The organism is Pseudomonas sp. Kh14 (assembly GCF_900291005.1).
In the GTDB taxonomy this organism is placed as follows: domain Bacteria; phylum Pseudomonadota; class Gammaproteobacteria; order Pseudomonadales; family Pseudomonadaceae; genus Aquipseudomonas; species Aquipseudomonas alloputida.
On the sequence record NZ_OLKJ01000309.1, the window covers coordinates 1 to 237 of the forward strand.

The following is a 237-nucleotide window of genomic DNA, read 5'->3' on the forward strand; positions in this document are numbered from 1 at the left end:
GGTGGCCGGCGGCGCCGCGACGCGCAGATCGCGGATCTTCTCGAGGCTCGCGCGGGCGGCGTCGCCGAAGCGCACCCGGAGATCGAACCGCTTCTGCCCCTCGTGGACGACGCCGGCGGAGACCCCGCCGATCGCCTCGACGACGTCGAGCAGGTCGTCGGCCCGGATGCCGAGCCGCGCCGCCGCGGGGCGGTCGATCCGCACCCGGAGCACCGGCAGCCCGGTCGCCTGCTCGGC

At 77.6% G+C, this 237-nt stretch carries 1 protein-coding gene; it reads right to left on the reverse strand.

Annotated elements, in window-relative coordinates:
• Positions 1 to 237 (reverse strand): efflux RND transporter permease subunit (locus FQ668_RS28235; protein WP_144180882.1); only part of this gene is annotated, 237 nt, incomplete at both ends.